General features: G+C 33.7%; 2 protein-coding genes. Both read right to left on the bottom strand.

Annotation, left to right across the window (positions count from 1 at the left end; translation table 11 throughout):
* The coding region (locus AC0QT4_RS08460) for a hypothetical protein (protein WP_473201240.1) at window positions 1-723 on the bottom strand (723 nt) is incomplete at its 3' end.
* A 1,546-nt stretch (window positions 724-2,269) separates the two neighbouring features.
* Window positions 2,270-5,093, bottom strand: a 2,824-nt coding sequence (locus AC0QT4_RS08455) for a type ISP restriction/modification enzyme (protein ID WP_473201239.1), incomplete at its 5' end; no start/stop codon positions are given.

Genomic DNA, 5,093 nt, shown 5'->3' with positions numbered 1-5,093 from the left:
TTGGCAATCATCATCATAATATTCGTGACGATAGTAATCATCTTCACTACCAAATTCTGGATAGGCATCATCACAGATATCTTCATTAGCAGTTAAAGAAGCATTGCTATGAATATAAGAATTGCCAGAGACCAGAGCATCACAAACCATGGCATCATCAAAGACACGGGATTCATCACAAATATAGGCAGATCCCTTTATTTTTGCATTACCGCCGACATGGGCATCATCACAAATGACAGCATTATCAGAAATATGGGCATGATCAGTTACACGAGCGTTATCATAAATTTGCGCATTGCCTTCAATAACCACGCCATTGCTAGCATGGGCATTGCCAGAAAGCTTTGCATTATCTTTTAGTGTCATTCCTTCAAAAATAGCGTTGCCATAGATTTGCGCATTGCCATAAACATCTACAAAAAAGCTTCTTACTTTTGCATTACCAAAGACGCGGGCGTTTTGAAAGACATGCGCTTTATTATAAACCCAGCAATTGCCATCATGAGAGAGGTTATCTTCCTTTTCGATATACCCCCCTAGATCACCTTTTTTAACATCACCAAAATCTCTTAAAGCTCTAATACGGTATAAATAATGATCATCTATTAATTCACAATCATCAATAAATTCATATTTTTTTGCAGGCTCTTGTTTTGCAAGGGATGTAGTGTCATTTGTATTGGAAGAGAGAACGGGGGTGTTTTTAACTGTAGTATTCATAATTAAAACCTAACTGTTAATAGTTTTCAATTGACACCTATAAAGGCGCCGGGTGTTGAAAACACGGCAGTTAGTCCGTTGTTATGTTTTCCTCCATAAAGGAGTATTGTATGACATAACGACACCCGACAGAATCTTCATATACTAATAAGAGTATAAAAGACAGTCAGTTTTTTCTACAATAGAGATTAGGTTTATCGAACCCATTCGCTAACTGTTTAGTGTTTTCATCACCTGAGTATTTATATAACAAAATACGTATTTATTGTCAACTATCTTTTATTCTTTTTTGTATTTTTTATAATTATTTTTTTGTACCATTATGTATAAATACGCATCATATGCTTATGAATAGTTTCTATTTTATTGCATCTATTTTTCTCTATTTGAGTCTATATTACGCAATTGCGTTATTTTTCTCTTTTAAACGTCATAATAACTAAAAAGGCATCTTATGATGCTTATTTTAACTTTATAACGCATGGTTATTTTTATGAGATAACTTGTGAATATTTTTGTGAATTTTTTATAAGAAGTTGGTAATTTAAACAGTTTTAATAGAGACCGCGTCTTTATAACCAACGCTTTTATTCAAATCTCTTTTTGTTTCATTCTCTATAGCCATCGCATCATTCTCATAAAAGGATAATATGATCATGCGGTTTTGATTTATTATGAATAACATTTTGAATTCTTATATCATTATCAAAATACCTTTTAATGGGCTTTTGTCTCTTGTCAGTTATTAGCAGTCATTTTACCCCCTTATTTTTAAAAAAACTTTTAGATAAAAATAAAAACCATTATATTTCAATATGTTAGTGTGTTTTGAGAAATAATCAATGCTAATAAGATGATTTATATAGACAATTAATGATATCAATTGAACAAAACCTGTCAGTATCTGTCAAAAAATTTAACTGACACCATTTATGATTAGAGTGCGTGTTTAAACCCTATCTTATGAGAGAGCATATAAATCTTTAAAGCCTTTCAAAAGACAGCTCGTGATTATGAGAAATATTATCAAGATTTTTAGTTTTGAGGGTTTTGAAGGTTTTGAGGGTTCTTTTAGCCCCCCCCTTTAAAAAAAATTTTAGTAAAAAATAAAAAGTGTTATATTTCAATATGTTAATTTTTATCAATTTTCAAAAAACAACTGATGATTAATGATATGACGCATAAATACAACTAATATTATATGTTTTGAGGGTTTTTGAGGGTTTTGAAGGTGTCATAACGTAAGGAATAAAAACATTCATCATTCTCTTTAAAAAGAGCTTTTGAAAGATATGAAAAGCATCATTTGAGATTGCGAGTTAATCTTTTAAAGGCAATGTAAAAAAATCTCATTCTATTTAAGATGGGAATTCTTAAAAGCCTTAAAGCAATCCATATGAGAGTGTCTAAAAGTGCAAGGTTTCTCTTTTTAGAATAGCGCATAGTAAATCATTCCTTTTAAGATTCTACATAATCAACTAACAAAAGAGTATAGATATAAACTCTATACCCCTTGTAAGATTGGCATGCTTCATAAGTCTTAAGTTTACTGAGTTTCTCTTAATTCCAATTTTGGAAGGTTTTTAACAATCTTCATTGTTTCTAAACTTACCGTAATAACCCTTTGAAACAATTCCAATGGATAAGCAGGGTTGCCAATGGTCTCAACAGCATAGCAATTGGCATCATTAACAATGCCACTCTTTTTATCAGTTTTTACACATTGACGTCCCATAACCCATTCAAGAGCGGGTCTACCATTCACGATATATTCATAAGCTTTAAGAGGAATATCTGTTATTGTGATATTGCTATTGTAAATAACAGTGGTTTTATCCTTTTCCTTACTATTTTTGATTTTTGCGAATTTCATTTCTGTAACGTAATAAAATTTCTCAGGATTAGGAATATCTGTCAATTTTGGATTGCCTTTTTTAAAGGTCACTGGATAAGGTTCTACAGTTTCATAATTGACGTGCAAATTGCCTAATTCACGACCCGCATTAACAAATGCCCAGAAATCCTCAGTGCTTTTTACGCAAGGGATGCGAGGGAGTTCTTTAGAGAGGTTATCAGCATAGCGAGCACGGTAATCTTGTGAGTGCAAAATTCCATAAACATAATAGAAGATATCATCTTTAGTGATTTCCTCATTAGGGTAAGCAGATTGAAATTTCTGTAAACCCGCATCTGTAATGCCATCACGAACTTTCTTATTTGCTTTTGTAGCGAATAAACTATCATCATGGTGTTTTTCTTCGTTATAATGAAGCATAAGCGGGTAGCATCTTGCTGTTTCTAATGTAGCATAGTTAATTGGTTTATTTGTCATAAGACAGGAAAAATCTGATCTATTTCCTATTCCCGTAACACAAATTCCAAGATTATTAGGCATATCTGGATTAAAAAACTGATGTGTTTGTCCTAACATGTCATTAAAAAATGATGATGTATAATGCCACATTGTTACAAATGGGCTATAGAGAGTAGGAACTGTTAGATAGGGTTCAAAGATTGCATTGTTTTCTCGTTTTAAACGAGAGATAAGAGTATCTGTCCAACTAATTTTGGTAGCATCATAATCAATGATATTTTTTACAGGTATATACGGGTTTTCAGCAACAAGACGCTTTTGTTCATTAAAAAATTCAATTATTTTTTGAACAGACGTACCCAAAGCATTATTAGAAAAATTACAAACCCAAGCATCGCGGGTTGATTTTATACCAAGAGATACTTCCTTAAAGATTTTAGCATCTATCGGGGTATTTCTATTTCCCATAGATATGAACAGATCAAAATCAGCATCTCTTTGTTTTATCCAATCACCATGTTTGTCTGGTGTAATGATTTGCCAACCATGTTTACTCCGTGTAATACCCTCAATGCTACCAAAGGATTCGATTATCGTGAGTTTTTTTGTTCTCTTGAGATAATCTTCAATACCATAGAAATATATTTTCCCACGTTGTTTGGATTCTGGATTTTTTACGAGAATAGAGATCGCAATAGGGGCTCGTGATCCCTCACCGAAAATTCCATCACCTTCTTTTTTACGCTGTTCACCAGAAGTTCGGGCATTCCCCCGTAAATGGAAAATATAAAGGCTGCTAAATTCCTCAACAAGGCATTTACGCACGCCATCCATAGAGCATCCATTGATAAAACCCGCATTGGTAACAAAACCAATAACACCACGGTCTTTTATACGGTCACTAGCCCAGCAAATTGCTCGTATATAGCTATCATAAAGTTTGTTGCGATTTATTACTTTTGTTGATCTAGATATATACTTTTCACGAATACATTCATCTAATATGGGATAAGATGTATTTTGATTATTATCATTTGCACTTTTTTGCCCTGTTGAATAAGGAGGGTTACCAATAATAACTTCAATATTCAGATTTTTCTGATGTTCTAAATAAGCACTGTTTTCCTCTAGTAAGCCCTTCATCAGATCTTGCTTTTCTACCATCTGAAAGGTATCTGTCAAACCAATATGCTTAAAGGGAATATAATCTCCTTTCATAAGACTATGATAGGTTGCTTCAATATTTATGGCTGCTATGTAATAAGCTAAAAGCACAATCTCATTGGCATGGATATCATGACGGAACTTATATTCCATATCCTCTGGTTTTATCAGATCGGATTGTAACAGCCTTGTGATAAAGGTACCAGTTCCCGTAAAGGGGTCAAGGATAGAGACACCTCGTGATCCCAAGCTCTTGCCAAATTCCTTGCGTAAAACATCATCAATAGAGCGAATAATAAAATCGACAACCTCAACAGGGGTATAAACAATGCCAAGCCTATCTGTTGTACGTTTGAACGCCTTGGCAAAGAAACTTTCATAAAGCTTGATAATCAGATTTTGTCTTGCATGGGGTTCGGTAATCCCAGAAGCACGGAATTTGACACTGTCATAGAATTCTTTAAGCTCTTTTGTTTCCTCTTCAATATTTGTCTTGTCTAATTCCTTTAAAATCTTTTCCATTGCTTGTGAGATGGCATTGTTTTGTACAAATTGATTGCCATCAAATAGAGCTTCAAAAACAGGACGCGTGACAAGATGTTGTGCAAGCATCTCAATCGCTTCTTCTTGTTTGATATCACTGTTTAAATTGTTTTGTAATTCTTTGAGAAACGCATCAAACGCACGGCGTGCTTTGCTCTTTTCATTAGCAAGCATATTTTGCAGGCGATTGATATGATTTTGTGCAATTTCAGCAACATTGCCAGCCCAGTTTTCCCAATAATCACTCATAGTTGATCTTTTGACAAGAAATGTTCTAAAAGCATTGGGAAATGCCTTATACAGAGGCAATTGTCCTTGCCCATTATGGTGAGAAAAGGATTTACGGACA

It is taken from the genome of Bartonella sp. EBT8 (assembly GCF_055796165.1).
This window is presented reverse-complemented; position numbering and strand designations above follow the sequence as displayed.